At 74.5% G+C, this 1,182-nt stretch carries 1 protein-coding gene; it reads right to left on the reverse strand.

The window, feature by feature from the left end; all coding sequences use genetic code 11:
• A partial coding sequence (locus ACWEPF_RS39950) for a hypothetical protein (protein ID WP_452176536.1) occupies positions 1-543 on the reverse strand: 543 nt, incomplete at its 3' end.
• Between the last annotated feature and the right edge of the window lie 639 nt (positions 544-1,182).

Raw genomic sequence — 1,182 nt, forward strand, 5'->3', positions numbered from 1 at the left:
GACGTTCACGGAGTCGTTGCGGGACGGGGTGGGTTCGCGGGCGGGGCGGCATGCGCGCAACGGTCTGGAGAACGCGGCGGGCCGTAACGGTGGTGGTGACGATCCGGGTTCGGGCAACAACGACGCGGGCTCGTCGAACAGCAACAACACCTCGACTTCGAACTCCCCGTCCAGCTCGACCAGTTCACCTTCGTCGTCCACCTCCACGCCGTCCGCCACGAGCCCGTCCAGTACGCAGACCCCCTCGTCGAGCAACACCCCGGGGGACAACGGCAGCACGTCGCCGAGCAGCACCTCCTCCCGTCCGACGGGCACCGCTCCGGACAGCACCCCGACGAGCAGCCGTGACACCAGCACGCCGAGCCAGACGACCTCGCCTTCGCAGCAGCCGGGTGGTGATTCCTCTCCGGCCCCACGGACTCCGTCGCCGGCGTTGGACCCGTTCGGTACGCGGGTGGGTCCGGACGCGGCGAACGACGGCCCGTCGCGCACGCCGGACCACAGCACGCCGCCGGCCCGCAACGACGACGGGGGCGGGCGCACCAACACCCCTGCCCCGGAGGGCCGTTCGACGCCGGACAACTCCGGCCCGACCCGCACGCCTGACCACGACCCGGGTTCCACGCGTCCGGCCGCCAACGATGGTCCGTCGCACGCTCCCGACCGTGACCCGGGTTCCACCCGGCCGGCCGCCAACGATGGTCCGTCGCACACTCCCGACCGTGACCCGGGTTCCACGCGGCCCGCCGCCAACGACGGTCCGTCGCGTACGCCTGACCACGACCCGGGTTCGACGCGGCCTGCGGCGAATGACGGTCCGTCGCGCACGCCTGACCATGACCCTGGCTCGACGCGGCCGGCTGCGAATGACGGTCCGTCGCGTACGCCGGATCACGATCCGGCTCCGCCGCGGCCCGCGCAGGAGTCGCCCGCTGCGCCCCGTCCGGTGCAGGAGTCGCCCGCGCCGACGTTGGGGCCGGTGCGCCCCTCGGAGGCGGGCCCGGTTCCGCAGCCCGCGCACGTTCCGTCGGCGGAGGTGCCGACGCCGCGTCACGAGAGCGCGCCGGAGCCCGTGTCGACGCGTCCGGACGCGACGACACCGTCCCCGCAGCAGCACCAGCCCGCGCCGGAGCGCACCGCGCCGGCCGAGCCCGCCGGCACCGCCACCGACCCGCGCACCCA

The organism is Kitasatospora sp. NPDC004289, assembly GCF_053602875.1.